This window comes from Pseudomonas sp. PICF6 (assembly GCF_009831705.1).
Lineage (GTDB): Bacteria > Pseudomonadota > Gammaproteobacteria > Pseudomonadales > Pseudomonadaceae > Aquipseudomonas > Aquipseudomonas rhizophila.
This window is the reverse complement of record NZ_WUUD01000026.1, coordinates 350955-367770: the sequence shown is the minus strand read 5'-3', so window position 1 is coordinate 367770 and position 16816 is coordinate 350955. Positions and strand designations below refer to the sequence as shown.

Below are 16816 nucleotides of genomic sequence, written 5' to 3'. Positions count from 1 at the left end.
TTATGTTTGCAGCGTATTAAGTGCAATCGCTCAGGTTCCAAGTAACTGTGTTCAATTGCTGGAGGCTGTCACATCAATCGAGAGTGGTGTTCAAGTCTCAATCATTGAAGGTGGAAATGATGTCCTATTGAATATGGATGCTTCAGGTGTGCAAGTTGATATCTTGGTCAACGACGACTGGATCGGCCAATCTGAGGGCAGGTTTACCTTGCAGGAATGGCGCAAGATTTTAGAGAAGTGGAAGTGTTTTTTAGAGCTGCCCAAAGGTTCTGATGAGGTCGTTATAGTGAAGTTGCCGTAGGCGGAGGGCGAGCAGAATGAGTTTCGAGTTGGTGGGTTTTGGTGATGTTGGATCAATGCATACCGGCGTGCACCGTGACCAATCGAGAGCGGTATTGGGAGACGGGTTCGAGGAATTTTACAAAGCTCCAGAGTCTACAGTTCCAACTGACGCCTACGATGATCTAGGGGTTCACGTTTATTTTGATGAGCAGTACACCGTCATTGGCATGGAGTTTTTGAAATGGAGTGATCTCCGTTGGCGTGGACAGCGCTTGGTCGGTGCTCCTGTACTCGAAGTTCAGCAGTTCCTGAAGGAGCAGGGCCAAGCCCTGGACTTTAATTCATCGGGATTTGAAGCAGGTGAGTTGGGGCTTCGGCTGTATGCGCACGATATGGGCGAAGATGATGCAGTGGTAGAAGCGGTGTATGCGTGTTTTGTGCGGATAAATGAGTTTGGATGAGGTGCTTCTGTGATCGTGGGGTAAGGCGCTCTGAGCTGATCGAGTACATATCCATTCCTGCGGTAACGGCCACTTAAGGTTCCGCTCTGACGGCGGGGCACTTTCGAAAAAATAGCCGGAATGCCGGCCCAGGCGAAAGTAACCAAAGCGCTTCTGCCCCGCCACTAAGCACCTCGCCTAGGCTCGGTGTGCCCACTACGCAACACTGCGTTCGGCCATCGTGGTTAACGGGGCGCCCGATATCAACGTCCATCGCGAGGCGGCCTGACAGCCGGCTTGGCTTTCCCGCTCGTACTCCGATCCAAGTGCGGGAGCGAGCCTGCTCGCGATAAGACCGGCACAGCCAACAATCCTCATTGACTGAACCACCGCTATCGCGAGCAGGCTCGCTCCCACGCTGGATTTTCAATAGGCAAGAAATTCATGTGCATCCAGCCCCTCCCACAGGAGAAACGCGGTCCCACCAAGAACCAGGTCGGCTACCAGGCCGCCTCGTGGTGGACGTTGATCTCGGGCGCCCCATTAACCACGCTGGCTGAACGAAGGTGTTGCGCAGTGGGCAACCCGGCATGGATGCCGGGTTAGCCGCGCTGGGCCATGGATGGCCCTTCGCGAAATCGACCCTGCCAGTTAAAAACTGTTACCTATGTGCGTGAACTGATTTGTAACCCATGTGGGTGAGTCATACCCGCAGAAGCGTTTTGGTTACTTTTGCGCTCTTCAAAAGTGACCCGCTGTAAGAGCGGAACCATTAGTCGCCGTTACCAAAAAAACGGATATACACACAACTCTGAAAAGGGCTGCTGCGCAGCCCAGCGGGAGCAAGCTCCCTCGCCACGGGGGTTGCGACGTCAGGAAGCGAAGCGGCACGAGTCATTCATTTGTGTCGGAAGGATCGCCGGCCCCGAACCGAAACATCCCACAGTTTTTTAGGGTTGCCGCTCGGAAGTGGGCTCTCTAACCTTTTTCTTGTCGCTGCGACTCAGCGACCGGGCGTGAGAAACCCGAATAATAGGCATCCAGCCTCTGTACCTGCATAATTGCCGCCAGCTTATCCGCTGCCTGTAGTAGATGCGTTATGGCGGCTGTGTGCGGGCAGGCCTCGGTCTGGCCGAGTACCTATTTCTCGGATTTCTCACCCCTGCACACAGCTGCCACCACTTTGCCGAGTGAGAAACGGCAAGTGATGGTCCCCATCACTAAATAGGTACAAATAAATGGATAAGTCAGTCCCCGACCCACCCTTCAACAAAACCAACCCCCTTTTCGGCTTCGATTCCATCGAAGACCTACTCAAAGACCGAGCCACCGCCGAGCGGGCACTCAATCATTACCTCAACCCAAAAAAACCAGAGCCAAGCACCGACCCCCGCATCGACAGCCTGTTCTCCGTCACCGCCAAAGCCGACGCTGACACGCTGCTGACCAGTACCTCCGAAACCCTGGCTTCAGTAAAAGCTATGGCCGAGGACCTGGCCTTTGAAGTGGAGGGCACGCGGCGCAGTGTGGCGTTGGGGATTCATCAGTTGGTGGAGTTGTGTCAGTTGCTGGTGGACAAGGCGTTGGATCAGCTTGAAGTGCCGGCCAGTCCGGCACCTTGATCCCCTCGCCACGGAAGTTGATCGTTCCCATGCTCCGCGTGGGAATGTAGCCCGGGACGCTCTGCGTCCCTTTCCAAAGCCGAACGCGGAGCGTCCGTGGAGGCATTCCCACGCGGAGCGTGGGAACGATCGGCAACGTTCAGGCGGGTTACTGCATCAACACCTCAACCACCCCATCCGCCGTCATGTTCACTTTGCTGGTGCCTGCTTCGACTTCCGGCGTGAGGGATTCAGCATCCATGGACGCAGCTTTCATCATCATTTGCGGGCGCATGTAGGGCTGTGGGTAGCCGTTGCTGTTGAGGTTCAGGTTGACGATTTTGTAACCCTTGCCACCCAGGGCTTCGGTGGCCAGTTGGGCGCGGGCTTTGAAGGCGTTGACGGCGTCCTTGAGCAGGGCGTCTTCGCTGGTCTGGCGGGTGGCGGTGGAGATGGTGAAGTCCATGCCGCCCATTTTCAGGTCGGTGAGCAACTCGCCGGTGAGTTTGGACAGGGCCGCGAAGTCGGCGCTTTCCAGGCGCAGTTCAGCGCGTTCGCGCCAGCCGGTGATTTTCTGGCCTTTGTTGTCGTAGACCGGGTAACTGTTACGGCTGCCCTGGCGCAGGGTGATGTCCTTGACCTGCTTGGCCTGGCCGATGGCTTTGTTCAGCGTGGTGGTGACGGCCGCAGCGAGTTTGGCCGGGTCGGTGTTTTGTTCCTCGGTGTAGAGGGTGACGATCATCAGGTCGCGGGCGACTTCCTGGCTGGCTTCGGCGCGCAGGGAAATCTGGTTGTAGTGAAGCTCATCGGCGGCCAGGGCCGGCAGGCTGGCGACGGTGCCGAGGCTGAGGGCGAGCAGGGCGGCGTGACGACTGAACGTTTGCATGAAAGCTCCTTGGGATGAGGCGCAGGGGTGAGATCCGGGCCTGCGTGAACGGTAAGACTCTAGCTTTTATGGGCGGGTTCGCACAGTTACAACTTCTATACAGATGCGAAGGTCAGGGGAGCTTTTGTGGCGAGGGGATTTATCCCCGCTGGACTGCGCAGCAGTCCCAGAATTGTCATGATCTAGCTCAGCGTGGTGCCCGACCTTATTTTGGGGGCCGCTTCGCGCCCCAGCGGGGATAAATCCCCTCGCCACAATGGTTAGTGTGTCATTTCGGGGCTGTGGCGCTTTGCCGCATAGCTGCCTGTGCACGTCGCGCCTTGGTTATACTCCGTGCGATCCGCCTGGAGCGCTCATCAGGAGAGCTCATGCTCGCCCCTTTGCAAATGACTTCCGCCTCTCGCCAGAACCTCTGGCGTCTGACGTTTATCCGCATTCTGGTCCTGGCCGCCCAGGCCGGGTCCGTGGGGCTCGCCTATTGGTTCGAGCTGCTGCCGCTGCCGTGGCTGCAATTGGCGATCACCCTGGCCTGCTCTTCGATACTGTGCGCGCTGACCGCCATCCGTCTGCGCACCTCGTGGCCGGTGACTGAGCTGGAATACGCCGTGCAACTGGCCTGCGATCTGTTTATCCACAGCGCGTTGCTGTATTTCTCCGGCGGCTCCACCAACCCTTTCGTGTCTTATTACCTGGTGCCGCTGACCATTGCCGCGGTGACGTTGCCGTGGCGGTATTCGCTGATCCTGTCCGGCATCGCCCTGGCGCTGTACACCTTGTTGCTGGCGCGCTTCTATCCGCTGGAAACTTTCCCTATCGCTCGGGAAAACCTGCAGATCTACGGCATGTGGTTGAGTTTCGCCCTGGCGGCGGCGGTCATTACGTTTTTTGCTGCGCGCATGGCCGAAGAGTTGCGTCGTCAAGAAGAACTGCGGGCCATTCGCCGTGAAGAGGGCCTGCGGGACGAGCAATTGCTGGCCGTGGCGACCCAGGCCGCGGGTGCCGCCCATGAGTTGGGCACGCCGTTGGCCACCATGAGCGTACTGCTCAAGGAGATGCGCCAGGATCATCACGACCCGGCGCTGCAGGAAGACCTCGGTGTGTTGCAGGATCAGGTCCAGCTCTGCAAGGAAACCCTGCAGTACCTGGTGCGTGCCGCCGAGGCCAATCGCCGGCTGGCCATCGACATGCAGGACGTCACCGACTGGCTCGACGAGGCCCTGAATCGCTGGCACCTGATGCGCCCGGAGGCCAGTTATCGCTTCCAGCGTCTGGGTCAAGGACCGGTGCCGCGCATGGCGCCGCCGCCGGACCTGACCCAGGCGTTGCTCAACTTGTTGAACAACGCCGCCGACGCCTGCCCCGAAGGCCTGGAAGTGGCGCTGGACTGGAATGCCTACGAGCTGACCATCAGCATCCGCGACCACGGCGCGGGTGTGCCGCTGGCGATTGCCGAGCAAATCGGCAAGCCGTTCTACACCACCAAGGGCAAAGGTTTCGGCCTGGGCCTGTTTTTGAGCAAGGCCAGCGTGACACGCGCCGGCGGCTCGGTGAAACTCTACCCCCATGAGGAGGGCGGCACGCTCACCGAGCTGCGCCTGCCCCATGCCGACCGAGGAGACGAACATGAGTGACGAGATCCAAGTCGACGGCGAAGAACTGCCGCATCTGTTGCTGGTGGACGACGACGCCACCTTCACCCGCGTCATGGCCCGGGCCATGTCCCGTCGGGGCTTTCGCGTGAGCACCGCAGGTTCCGCCGAGGAAGGTTTGAGCATCGCCCAGGCCGACCTGCCGGACTACGCCGCGCTGGATTTGAAAATGGACGGCGACTCGGGCCTGGTGCTGTTGCCCAAGCTGCTGGAGCTGGACCCGGAAATGCGCGTGGTGATCCTCACCGGCTATTCGAGCATCGCCACCGCGGTGGAGGCGATCAAGCGTGGCGCCTGCAATTACCTGTGCAAACCGGCCGACGCCGATGACGTGCTGGCGGCCCTGTTGTCCGAGCACGCCGATCTGGACACCTTGGTGCCGGAAAACCCCATGTCGGTGGACCGCCTACAATGGGAGCACATCCAGCGGGTGCTGACCGAGCACGAAGGCAACATTTCCGCCACTGCCCGCGCCTTGGGCATGCACCGGCGTACCTTGCAGCGCAAATTGCAGAAGCGCCCCGTGCGTCGCTGAACCTGCGCTGAACAGATGTTGTCCACCCTCGCGGCAAATCGGGCCGTTGTTCTATGATCGGCCCGAGTTTTTTTTCTTTACAGAGCCTTAACCATGAATCAGAACGCTGAATATTCCGCGGTCAATGATGCGGTGCGCGGGCAGTTTTTCCGCCGTGTCTGGCAAATGACCACGCCGTACTGGCGCAGTGAGGAGAAGGGCAAGGCCTGGACGCTGTTGATTGCCGTCATCGTGCTGTCGCTGTTCAGCGTGGCGATTTCGGTGTGGATCAACAGTTGGTACAAGGATTTCTATAACGCCTTGCAGGAGAAGGACAGCGTCGCGTTCTGGCGGTTGATCCTGTATTTCTGCGGCATCGCCGCGGTGGCGATCCTGGGCGCGGTGTATCGCTTGTACCTCACGCAGATGCTCACCATTCGCTGGCGGGCCTGGCTCACGGAGAAACACTTCGCCCGTTGGCTCAATGACAAGAATTACTACCGGCTGGAGCAGGGCGGTTACACCGATAACCCGGACCAGCGGATCTCCGAAGACCTCAACAGTTTTACCAGCAACACCTTGGGACTGGGCCTGGGGCTGCTGCGCACCGTGGTCAGCCTGGTGTCGTTCTCGATCATTTTGTGGGGCGTGTCGGGCAGCATCCAGGTATTTGGCTACACCATCCCCGGCTACATGTTCTGGTGTGCGCTGGTGTATGCGGCGGTGGGCAGTTGGCTGACGCACCTGATCGGTCGTCGCTTGATCAGCCTGAACAACAACCAGCAACGCTTTGAAGCCGACCTGCGTTTTTCCATGGTGCGGGTGCGTGAGAACGCCGAGAGCATTGCCTTGTACAACGGCGAACCCAACGAGAACCGCCGCTTGAGTGGCCGCTTTGGTCTGGTCTGGCATAACTTCTGGGACATCATGCGGGTGTCCAAGCGCCTGACCTTCTTCACCTCCGGCTACGGCCAGATTGCGATCATCTTCCCGTTCATCGTCGCCGCGCCACGCTACTTCGCCGGCAAGATTCAGCTGGGCGAGCTCATGCAGATCAACTCGGCGTTCGGCAATGTGCAGGAGAACTTCAGTTGGTTCATCAGCGCGTACACCGACCTCGCCGCGTGGCGCGCCACGTGTGACCGTCTGCTGAGCTTCCGCCAGGCCATGAGCGACAACGAAGACCGCGTGCCGGCCATCGATGTGCAGAACCAAGGCCATGCATTGAAAGTGCAAAACCTGGGGTTGGACCTGGCCGACGGCCGCCATTTGCTCAGCCATACCGACATGACCGTCGAACCGGGCGAGCGGGTGATGCTCAGCGGGCGTTCGGGCAGCGGTAAATCCACCCTGTTCCGGGCAATGGGGCATTTGTGGCCGGATGGCCACGGCGCGATCCGGTTGCCCGCGGCGCGTTATCTGTTCCTGCCGCAAAAACCTTATCTGCCCATTGGCACGTTGCGCGAAGCGCTGAGTTATCCACAGCCGGGGGACACGTACCCGCCAGAGCGTTATGCCCAAGTGCTGGAAACCTGTCGTCTGCCGCATCTGGTGGCGCGCCTGGACGAAGCCAACCATTGGCAGCGCATGCTCTCGCCCGGCGAGCAGCAACGCCTGGCGTTCGCCCGCGCATTGCTCTACGCACCACAATGGTTGTATATGGACGAAGCCACGTCGGCGATGGACGAAGAAGATGAAGCGACGCTGTACCAGGCGCTGATTGACCAGTTGCCGGGGCTGAGCATTGTCAGCGTTGGCCATCGCAGCAGTTTGAAACGGTTCCATCCGCGACATGTGCGTATCGAAAATGGCCAACTGGTGGAGCAAGCTGTAGTCGCCTGATTGTCATTGCCGAACACCGTTGTGGCGAGGGGATTTATCCCCGTTGGGTGCGAAGCGCCCCTTCAAAATCAAAGGTCAACGATATTGATCTGCTGGTAGATCAAGAGGGCTGCTCCGCAGCCCAGCGGGGATAAATCCCCTCGCCACAACGGTGCATGGCGGCAAACTTTGCCAAGACCGCCAGGGAGCACGGTGATCGTACAACCCCGTTGCGCTATCATGATGCGCATTCAGCCGCTTGCCGAGACACAGACACATGGAAAGACCGATCGACGTACCACGCCTTCCCCGCAAGCGCCGCAGCCTGGCGCAGGAGCTGGTGACGGTGTTGACCGAGCAGATTCGCGACGGTCTTCTCAAGCGTGGCGATAAATTGCCCACCGAGTCGGCGATCATGGAAGCCCATGGCGTCAGCCGCACCGTGGTGCGCGAGGCGATTTCCCGTTTGCAGGCCGCCGGCCAGGTGGAAACCCGCCACGGCATCGGCACCTTCGTGCTGGACACGCCCAGCCCGAGCGGCTTTCGCATCGACCCGGCGACGGTGGTCACCTTGCGTGACGTGCTGGCGATCCTGGAGTTGCGCATCAGCCTGGAAGTGGAATCGGCAGGCCTTGCAGCCCAGCGCCGCAGCGACGAGCAACTGGCTGCGATGCGCGCTGCCCTGGATGCGCTGAACGAAAGCGCGGCCCACGCCAGCGACGCGGTGGCCTCGGACTTCGCCTTCCACCTTGAAATCGCCCTGTCCACCGGCAACCGCTACTTCACTGACATCATGACCCACCTGGGCACCAGCATCATCCCGCGCACCCGGTTGAATTCGGCGCGCCTGGCCCACGACGACCACCAGCACTACATGGACCGCCTGAGCCGTGAGCACGAGGAAATCTACGAAGCCATCGCCCGCCAGGACTCCGACGCGGCCCGTGCGGCCATGCGCTTGCACCTGACCAACAGCCGCGAACGGCTGCGCCAGGCTCATGAAGAGGCGCAAGCGCAGGGCTGAATCGCTCACTGCTCTGCTGGCAAGGATGCTGTCGTGGCGAGGGAGCTTGCTCCCGCTGGGCTGCGAAGCGGCCCCTCAGCTCTTTCGGTCGATCGCCGTTCAACAGGTTGGCGACTGCTTCGCAGTCGAACGGGAGCAAGCTCCCTCGCCACAGCGGTCCCGTGTTTGGTTCGAGTTCAATAAGCCCTACACCTTAATCCGCAACTTGAAGAGCGGTCCGCTGCCTCGCAGGGCAAGATTCCTCAGTTTGCCAGCAAACCTCAAAGGCCCGATCTCAAAGGCTTTTCGCCAAACTCCGCGCACCTGACCCCCGACAAAAGACGAAATGCAGTTGACGTTCGTATTTTAAGTTGTACGATGACTTACAACTTCTCTTGAAGCTGAACCGTTTCCTACAACACAACATTTGCGTCCAGGGTGTTCGAATAATGAATCCACAAGAACTGAAGTCCATCCTCTCGTCTGGCCTGCTGTCTTTCCCGGTCACCGATTTCACTGCTCAAGGCGATTTCAATCGCGACAGCTACGTCAAGCGCCTCGAGTGGCTGGCCCCGTATGGCGCCTCGGCACTTTTCGCGGCCGGTGGCACCGGTGAGTTTTTCTCCCTGGCCGCCAGCGAGTATTCGCAAGTCATCAAGACAGCTGTTGATACCTGCGCCACCAGCGTGCCAATCCTCGCCGGTGTCGGCGGTGCTACCCGTCAGGCCATCGAGTACGCTCAGGAAGCCGAGCGTCTGGGCGCCAAGGGCCTGTTGCTGCTGCCGCACTACCTGACTGAAGCCAGCCAGGACGGCGTAGCCGCCCACGTTGAAGCCGTGTGCAAATCGGTGAAGATCGGCGTGGTGGTTTACAACCGCAACGTCTGCCGCCTGAACGCCACGCACTTGGAGCAACTGGCCGAGCGCTGCCCGAACCTGATCGGCTACAAGGATGGCCTGGGCGATATCGAACTGATGGTGTCGATCCGCCGTCGTCTCGGCGATCGTTTCAGCTACCTGGGCGGCCTGCCGACCGCAGAAGTCTATGCCGCGGCCTACAAGGCCCTGGGCGTGCCGGTCTACTCCTCGGCGGTGTTCAACTTCATTCCGAAAACCGCGATGGATTTCTACCACGCCATTTCCCGTGAAGATCACGCGACCGTCGGCAAGATCATCGACGACTTCTTCCTGCCTTACCTGGACATTCGTAACCGCAAGGCCGGTTATGCCGTGAGCATCGTCAAGGCTGGCGCGAAGATCGTCGGCTACGACGCAGGTCCTGTGCGTACGCCGCTGACCGACCTGCTGCCGGAAGAATACGAAGCCCTGGCCGCGCTGATCGACAAGCAAGGCAAGCAGTAACAGACCCGACAAAGCCGCTGAGCAATCAGCGGCTTTTTGCGTAAGGCTTGATCGTTCCCACGCTCCGCGTGGGCACGCAGCCAGGGACGCTCTGCGTTCCTAGACAGCTATTGTAGAAGGAGTAGCTCCGTGGCAGATTCAAAGCGTTTCGATAACTACATCAACGGTCAGTGGGTGGCCGGTGCCGACTATTGCACCAACATCAACCCGTCTGACTTGTCCGATGTCATTGGTGAATACGCCAAGGCTGATGCAGCTCAAGTCAATGCCGCCATCGAAGCCGCCCGCGCCGCGTTCCCGGCCTGGTCGACCTCGGGCATCCAGGCCCGTCACGATGCGCTGGACAAAGTCGGCAGCGAGATCCTCGCCCGTCGCGAAGAACTCGGCCAACTGTTGGCCCGGGAGGAGGGCAAGACCCTGCCCGAAGCCATTGGCGAAGTGACCCGCGCCGGCAACATTTTCAAGTTTTTCGCTGGCGAGTGCCTGCGCCTGTCGGGCGATTACTTGCCGTCGGTGCGCCCGGGCGTCAACGTCGAAGTCACCCGTGAAGCGTTGGGTGTGGTCGGTTTGATCACGCCGTGGAACTTCCCGATCGCGATCCCTGCCTGGAAGATCGCCCCGGCGCTGGCCTACGGCAACTGTGTGGTGATCAAGCCCGCCGAATTGGTGCCAGGTTGTGCCTGGGCCCTGGCGGACATCATTTCCCGCGCCGGTTTCCCGGCCGGTGTGTTCAACCTGGTGATGGGCAGCGGCCGTGTGGTCGGTGAAGTCCTGGTCAACAGCCCGAAGGTCGACGGTATCAGCTTCACCGGTTCCGTGGGCGTGGGGCGGCAGATCGCGGTCAATTGCGTGGCGCGCCAGGCCAAGGTGCAACTGGAGATGGGCGGCAAGAACCCGCAGGTCATCCTCGACGACGCCGATCTCAAACAGGCTGTCGAACTGGCGGTGCAGAGCGCGTTCTACTCCACCGGCCAGCGTTGCACGGCTTCGAGCCGCCTGATCGTGACCGCCGGCATCCACGACAAGTTCGTCGCTGCCATGGCCGAGCGCATGCAGTCGATCAAGGTCGGTCATGCCTTGAAGGCCGGCACCGATATCGGGCCGGTGGTTTCCGAAGCCCAGCTCAACCAGGACTTGAAGTACATCGACATCGGCCAGAGCGAAGGTGCGCGGCTGGTCAGCGGTGGCGGCCTGGTGACGTGCGACACCGAAGGTTATTTCCTGGCACCGACACTGTTTGCCGACAGCGAAGCCTCGATGCGCATCAGCCGCGAAGAAATCTTTGGCCCGGTGGCCAACGTCGTCCGTGTGGCCGATTATGAAGCGGCGCTGGCGATGGCCAACGACACCGAGTTCGGGCTGTCCGCCGGTATCGCCACCACCTCGCTCAAATATGCCAACCACTTCAAGCGTCATTCCCAGGCGGGCATGGTGATGGTCAATCTGCCGACCGCCGGCGTGGATTACCATGTACCGTTCGGCGGCCGCAAAGGTTCGTCCTATGGCTCGCGCGAGCAAGGTCGCTATGCGCAAGAGTTCTACACCGTGGTGAAAACTTCTTACATCGGATCGTAATTGCGACACCGGCCGGAGCGGGACAACCCGCCCGGCCGTACAACCAGATTTCCCGTATAAAAATAAATAGTGGAAGTAGATTTAAATGCAAGAAACCAAGCCGACTCGCGTCCGCTATTTGATCCTGCTCATGCTGTTTCTGGTGACAACGATCAACTATGCCGACCGCGCAACCATCGCTATCGCCGGCTCCAGCCTGCAGAAAGACCTCGGCATCGATGCCGTTACCCTCGGTTATATCTTCTCCGCCTTCGGCTGGGCCTACGTGGCCGGGCAGATCCCAGGCGGCTGGCTGCTTGACCGGTTCGGGTCGAAAAAAATCTATGCCTTGAGCATTTTTACCTGGTCGCTGTTCACCGTGCTGCAAGGCTATGTCGGTGAATTCGGTGTCTCCACCGCCGTGGTGGCGCTGTTCATGCTGCGTTTTCTGGTGGGGCTGGCCGAGGCGCCTTCCTTCCCGGGTAACGCCCGCATCGTCGCGGCCTGGTTCCCCACCGCTGAACGCGGCACCGCTTCGGCGATTTTCAACTCGGCCCAGTATTTCGCCACGGTGTTGTTTGCGCCGCTGATGGGTTGGATCGTCTACCGCTTTGGCTGGCAGCACGTGTTCATCGTGATGGGCGTGGTCGGTATCGTGTTCTCGCTGGTCTGGCTGAAGGTTATCCACAGCCCGCGTCAGCACCCGATGATCAATGAGGCCGAGTTCAATCACATCGCCGCCAACGGCGCGATGGTCGACATGGACCAGGACAAGGGCAGGGGTAAGAAGACCGACGGTCCGAAGTGGGATTACATCCGCCAACTGCTGACCAACCGCATGATGCTCGGCGTGTACCTGGGCCAATACTGCATCAACGGCATCACCTACTTCTTCCTGACCTGGTTCCCGGTGTACCTGGTGCAGGAACGCGGCATGACCATCCTCAAGGCTGGTTTCATCGCCTCCTTGCCGGCGATCTGCGGCTTCATCGGTGGCGTGCTAGGCGGGGTGATTTCCGACTACCTGCTGCGCAAGGGCCACTCGCTGACCTTCGCTCGCAAGGCGCCGATCATCGCCGGCCTGCTGGTGTCCAGCAGCATCGTGGCGTGCAACTACGTGGACATCGAATGGATGGTGGTGGGCTTCATGGCCTTGGCCTTCTTCGGTAAAGGCGTAGGCGCACTGGGTTGGGCCGTGGTGTCCGACACTTCGCCAAAACAGATCGCCGGTCTGAGTGGCGGCCTGTTCAACACCTTCGGCAACCTGGCATCGATCACCACGCCGATCGTCATCGGCTACATCATCAGCTCCACCGGTTCGTTCAAATGGGCGCTGGTGTTCGTGGGCTGCAACGCGCTGATGGCGGTGTTCAGTTACCTGGTGATCGTCGGGCCGATCAAGCGTGTCGTGCTCAAAGAGCCCGCGGCCCGGGATGATCAACTTTCCAGCCTGTCTGAAGCGAAATCCTGAAGGAGCGATGTCGATGCAACTGATTGAACATGCCGATTCGCCCCGTTACATCCGCCTGAATGAGCGGGACAACGTGGTCATTGTGGTGAACGACCAGGGCGTGCCAGCCGGGACTGAGTTCCCGGATGGCCTGGTCACCGTGGACTTTGTACCGCAGAGCCACAAGGTCACTCTGGAAGATATTCCCGAGGGCGGCGAGGTGATTCGCTACGGCCAGGTCATTGGCTACGCATTGCAACCAATCCCCCGTGGCAGTTGGGTCAAGGAAGACCAACTGCGCATGCCCACCGCGCCGCCGCTGGACAGCCTGCCGCTGTCCACCGACGTGCCGGCGGCCGAAGCGCCGTTGCAAGGCTACACCTTCGAGGGCTATCGCAACGCCGACGGTACCGTGGGCACGCGCAACATCCTGGGCATCACCACCACGGTGCAGTGCGTGACCGGGGTGCTGGACCATGCGGTCAAGCGCATCAAGGACGAATTGCTGCCCAAGTACCCGAACGTCGATGACGTGGTGGCGCTGACCCACAGCTACGGCTGCGGCGTGGCGATCACCGCCACCGACGCTTACATCCCGATCCGCACCGTGCGCAATCTGGCACGCAACCCGAACCTGGGGGGCGAAGCGCTGGTAATCAGCCTGGGCTGCGAGAAATTGCAGGCCGGGCAGGTGATGCATGAGAACGACAGCTCGGTGGACCTCAGTGAGCCATGGCTGTATCGCTTGCAGGATTCCAGTCACGGTTTTACCGAAATGATCGAGCAGATCATGGAACTGGCCGAAACCCGGCTGAAGAAACTCGACCAGCGCCGCCGCGAAACCGTGCCGGCCTCGGAGCTGATCCTGGGCATGCAGTGCGGCGGCAGCGATGCGTTTTCCGGCATCACCGCCAACCCGGCCCTGGGCTATGCCTCGGACCTGCTGCTGCGGGCCGGGGCGACGGTGATGTTTTCCGAAGTCACCGAAGTGCGCGATGCGATCTACCTGCTGACCTCCCGGGCGCAAACCCGGGAAGTCGCCCAGGAGCTGGTACGCGAGATGGACTGGTACGACCGTTACCTGGCCAAGGGCGAGGCCGATCGCAGTGCCAACACCACGCCGGGCAACAAGAAGGGCGGGCTGTCGAACATCGTCGAAAAATCCCTGGGCTCGATCGTCAAGTCCGGCAGCAGTGCGATCAACGGCGTGTTGGGTCCGGGCGAGCGCTTTAAGCAAAAGGGCCTGATCTTCTGCGCCACGCCGGCCAGTGATTTTGTCTGCGGCACGTTGCAACTGGCGGCGGGGATGAACCTGCACGTATTCACCACCGGCCGTGGCACGCCGTACGGCTTGGCCATGGCGCCGGTGGTAAAGGTCTCGACCCGCACCGAACTGGCCCAGCGCTGGCCGGACCTGATCGACATCGACGCCGGCCGGATCGCCACCGGGCGCGCCTCCATCGAGGAACTGGGCTGGGAACTGTTCCATTACTACCTGGACGTGGCCAGCGGCAAGAAACAGACCTGGGCCGAGCGGCACAAGCTGTACAACGACATCACCTTGTTCAACCCGGCGCCGATTACTTGATGTACTTGTGATCGCTGGAGATCCAGTGTGGGAGCGAGCTTGCTCGCGATGACGGCGGTACATTCAGCATTTATGCAAGCTGACACACCGCTCGCGAGCAAGCTCGCTCCCACAGGGGGTTGTGGTGAATATGGATTTTGTGTTCACCCAGGAACAAATGTGGGAGCGAGCCTGCTCGCGATAGCGGTCTACCAGACGCCAGTGTCGTTAGTGGCTATCATTAGCCACCTAACGACACCCTTCTCAAGGTCCCCGGCATGCTGGCAATTTTCCTCGAAACCCTGAACATCACCGCACCGGTGTTTGCCATGTTGTTTCTGGGGACACTGCTCAAGCGCATTTACTGGATCAACGACAATTTCATTCACATCGCCTCGTCCCTGGTGTTCAACGTCACCATGCCGGCGCTGTTGTTCCTCGGCATCCTGCATGCCGATCTCCACGCGGCATTGCAGCCGGACCTGTTGATCTATTTCTCCATTGCCACCCTGGTGTGCTTTGCCGTGGCCTGGGGCTGGGCGATCTGGCGTTGCCCGCGTGAGGACCGTGGCATCTATACCCAGGGCGCCTTTCGCGGCAACAACGGCGTGATCGGCCTGGCACTGGCGGCGAGCATGTATGGCGACTACGGGATTTCCCTGGGGTCGATACTCGCGGCGCTGGTGATCCTGTTCTACAACACCCTGTCGACCATCGTGCTGGCGGTCTACAGCCCAGTGATCAAGTCCGACCCCTGGAGCATCTGCAAAAGCGTGGTCAGCAACCCGCTGATCATCAGTGTGGTCGTAGCCGCGCCGTTGGCCTATTGGCAGATAGGCCTGCCGAACTGGTTTGAAACCTCGGCCAAATACCTTGCCCAGATGACTTTGCCGCTGGCGTTGATCTGCATCGGCGGCACGCTGTCGCTGGCGGCGCTGCGCAAAAGCGGCAAGATGGCCCTGAGTTCGAGCCTGGTGAAAATGATCGGCCTGCCCCTGCTGGCCACCCTCGGCGCCTGGCTCTGGGGTTTTCGTGGGGCGGAGCTGGGAATTCTGTTCCTGTACTTTGGCAGCCCCACCGCCGCCGCCAGTTACGTCATGGCCCGCGCGGCCGATGGCAACCATGAACTGGCCGCGGCGATCATCGTCATCACCACGCTGATGGCGGCAATTACCACCAACTTGGGGATTTTTGTGTTGCAGTGGGGTGGGTGGATCTGAAGCCTGGGGTGGCGGTGTTCTTGAGGGCCCATCGCGAGCAGGCTCGCTCCCACAGTAGATGGCGGTGTACACAAGTTTCCAGTCCGCCTGCGATCTCTGTGGGAGCGAGCTTGCTCGCGATAGCGATCTAACAGTCACTCAGATTTCTGATAACTATCGATCACTTCCTGCGCCGCCCTGAATGCATCAATCGCCGCCGGCACCCCCGCATACACCGCGCAATGCAGCAACGCCTCGCGAATCTCCTCAACCGTACAACCATTGTTCAGCGCCCCGCGCACGTGGCCTTTCAATTCCTGCGGGCATTTGAGGGCGGTGAGGGCGGCGAGGGTGATCAGGCTGCGGGTTTTGAGCGGCAGGCCTTCGCGGCTCCAAACGCTGCCCCAGGCGTGCTCGTTGACGAAGTCCTGCAGCGGCTGGGTGAATTCGGTGGCGTTGCCCAAGGCACGGTCGACGAACGCGTCGCCCATCACCTGGCGGCGCATGTCCAGGCCGGTCTTTGGAGTGTCGGTCATGGCAAATCCCTCTTGTGGTGTTGACGGCGCCAGGCGCGCAAGGAGCTGAACAGCAAAAACGCGAGCAGGGCCGGCAGCACATAGAACAGCATCAGTCGTTCCAGTTGGCCGGCCAGAGGCATGCCGGTAGTGAACGACACCACATGCAGCCCATAGGCCAGGTACAAGCCCAAAAACAGCAGACCTTCGGCGCGGGTGACGCGGTAGCCGGAATAAAACACCGGCAGGCACAGTACCGCCACGCCGAGCATCACCGGCAGGTCGAAATCCAGAGCATTGGGGGACACCGAGAGCGGCGAGGGCGCGGCGAGGGCCGTCACCCCCAGCACGCCCAGCAGATTGAACAGGTTGCTGCCGATCACGTTGCCCACGGCAATGTCTCGCTGGCCCCGCAGCGCGGCGATCAGCGAGGTGGCGAGTTCCGGCAGCGAGGTGCTGACGGCGACGATGGTCAGGCCGATGATGCGTTCCGACAGCCCCAGGTCCGTCGCCACTTCCACCGCCGCGCCCAACAGCAAGTGCCCGGCGAAAATCAGCATCGCCAGGCCCACGACCATCATCGACAGGCTTTTGGGCCATGACACTTGCGCCACGTCCACGCCCATCCCATGCGGTCGCCCCGAATGCCGCGACTGGCGCAGCAACAGGCCCAGGTACACCGCCAGGGCCATCAACAGCAACGCGCCGTCCAGTTGCGTCAGTTCCTCGTTCCAGGCCAGCACGAACACCAGCAGGCTGGCGCCGATCATCAGCGGGATGTCCAGGCGCACCAGTTGACGCGAGACGCGCAACGGAATGATCAGCGCCGACAACCCGAGGGTGACGAGGATGTTGAAGATGCTGCTGCCGATCACGCTGCCCACGGCGATGTCGGCGTTCTGCGCCAGGGTCGCTTGCAGGCTGACGGCCATTTGCGGGGCGCTGCTGCCAAAGGCGACCACGGTCAGGCCGAT

At 60.6% G+C, this 16816-nt stretch carries 15 protein-coding genes; 12 read left to right on the top strand and 3 right to left on the bottom strand.

Annotated features, from left to right (window positions below; all coding sequences use genetic code 11):
• The 3 genes from GSM73_RS26550 to GSM73_RS18235 form a co-directional block, all read left to right on the top strand.
• The coding region (locus tag GSM73_RS26550; RefSeq protein ID WP_218575754.1) for a hypothetical protein at positions 1-301 on the top strand (301 nt) is incomplete at its 5' end.
• A 16-nt stretch (positions 302-317) separates the two neighbouring features.
• Complete coding sequence (locus GSM73_RS18240; RefSeq protein ID WP_160893416.1) at positions 318-743, top strand: hypothetical protein; 426 nt, start codon at positions 318-320, stop codon at positions 741-743.
• 1217 nt (positions 744-1960) lie between these two features.
• Entirely contained in the window at positions 1961-2344 is a 384-nt protein-coding gene (locus GSM73_RS18235; RefSeq protein WP_160893415.1) for a DUF6124 family protein, read from the top strand.
• A 148-nt stretch (positions 2345-2492) separates the two neighbouring features.
• On the opposite strand, the gene GSM73_RS18230 is transcribed toward GSM73_RS18235, so the two are convergent.
• Positions 2493-3209 carry an SIMPL domain-containing protein gene (locus GSM73_RS18230; RefSeq protein ID WP_160893414.1) on the bottom strand — a complete coding sequence of 239 codons (717 nt, stop codon included), beginning with the start codon at positions 3207-3209 and terminating at the stop codon, positions 2493-2495.
• 368 nt (positions 3210-3577) lie between these two features.
• Between GSM73_RS18230 and GSM73_RS18225 the strand changes: the two genes are divergently transcribed.
• From GSM73_RS18225 to GSM73_RS18185, 9 genes are all read left to right on the top strand, one after another.
• A complete protein-coding gene (locus tag GSM73_RS18225; RefSeq protein ID WP_047229018.1) occupies positions 3578-4840 on the top strand; it encodes an ATP-binding protein in 1263 nt (420 codons plus the stop codon).
• Complete coding sequence (locus GSM73_RS18220) at positions 4833-5393, top strand: response regulator transcription factor (protein ID WP_047229017.1); 561 nt, start codon at positions 4833-4835, stop codon at positions 5391-5393. The genes GSM73_RS18225 and GSM73_RS18220 overlap by 8 nt, the downstream gene beginning before the upstream one ends.
• A 93-nt stretch (positions 5394-5486) precedes the next feature.
• A complete protein-coding gene (locus tag GSM73_RS18215; protein WP_139049139.1) occupies positions 5487-7214 on the top strand; it encodes an ABC transporter ATP-binding protein/permease in 1728 nt (575 codons plus the stop codon).
• 256 nt (positions 7215-7470) lie between these two features.
• Positions 7471-8217: a FadR/GntR family transcriptional regulator gene (locus tag GSM73_RS18210; protein WP_047229015.1), complete on the top strand. Its 747-nt coding sequence runs from the start codon at positions 7471-7473 to the stop codon at positions 8215-8217.
• Between the two features lie 428 nt (positions 8218-8645).
• The gene (gene kdgD, locus GSM73_RS18205) at positions 8646-9557 is read left to right on the top strand and encodes a 5-dehydro-4-deoxyglucarate dehydratase (protein ID WP_047229014.1); all 912 of its coding nucleotides are present in this window, start codon (positions 8646-8648) and stop codon (positions 9555-9557) included.
• A 129-nt stretch (positions 9558-9686) separates the two neighbouring features.
• The gene (locus tag GSM73_RS18200) at positions 9687-11132 is read left to right on the top strand and encodes an aldehyde dehydrogenase family protein (RefSeq protein ID WP_047228689.1); all 1446 of its coding nucleotides are present in this window, start codon (positions 9687-9689) and stop codon (positions 11130-11132) included.
• Between the two features lie 85 nt (positions 11133-11217).
• Positions 11218-12582 (top strand): MFS transporter, encoded by a 1365-nt coding sequence (locus GSM73_RS18195; protein WP_047228688.1) that lies wholly within the window; start codon positions 11218-11220, stop codon positions 12580-12582.
• A gap of 13 nt (positions 12583-12595) precedes the next feature.
• Positions 12596-14149, top strand: a complete 1554-nt coding sequence (gene garD, locus GSM73_RS18190) for a galactarate dehydratase (RefSeq protein ID WP_160893412.1) — start codon at positions 12596-12598, stop codon at positions 14147-14149.
• 257 nt (positions 14150-14406) lie between these two features.
• On the top strand, positions 14407-15348 hold the full coding sequence (locus GSM73_RS18185; RefSeq protein WP_076383557.1) for an AEC family transporter: 942 nt from the start codon (positions 14407-14409) through the stop codon (positions 15346-15348).
• Positions 15349-15482: 134 nt separating this feature from the next.
• On the opposite strand, the gene GSM73_RS18180 is transcribed toward GSM73_RS18185, so the two are convergent.
• Both GSM73_RS18180 and GSM73_RS18175 read right to left on the bottom strand, forming a co-directional pair.
• Positions 15483-15863, bottom strand: a complete 381-nt coding sequence (locus GSM73_RS18180; protein ID WP_076383558.1) for a carboxymuconolactone decarboxylase family protein — start codon at positions 15861-15863, stop codon at positions 15483-15485.
• On the bottom strand, positions 15860-16816 hold a 957-nt coding region (locus GSM73_RS18175; protein WP_256676948.1), incomplete at its 5' end, for a calcium/sodium antiporter. The genes GSM73_RS18175 and GSM73_RS18180, both read right to left, overlap by 4 nt.